Source organism: Shigella sp. FC1967 (assembly GCF_001743005.1).
Taxonomy (GTDB): Bacteria; Pseudomonadota; Gammaproteobacteria; order Enterobacterales; family Enterobacteriaceae; genus Proteus.
In genome coordinates, this window is sequence record NZ_MIIZ01000478.1 from 1 (window position 1) to 211 (window position 211).

The following is a 211-nucleotide window of genomic DNA, read 5'->3' on the forward strand; positions in this document are numbered from 1 at the left end:
GAACAGATTCAGTACCACCTACCTGTTGCTGCTTGGTTTCGCCACCCTCTGTTGCAGGGATAAGCTCACCGGCTTTATCGCTTTTCTGTTCGGCCTTTTCATCTTTAGAACGGTCCCCCATCTGGGCTCCCGAACCGCCAATGTCATTAGCCATGCCCTCTACAGTAATCGAGCCATTGGCATACTGCTCGATGCGGTCCCTCTCGCTCAT

The 211-nt window shown here is 53.1% G+C and carries 1 pseudogene; it reads right to left on the reverse strand.

The annotated features are described in order from the left end of the window. Nucleotides 1-211: pseudogene (locus tag BHE89_RS04165) on the reverse strand (DUF3150 domain-containing protein); the annotation flags it as partial.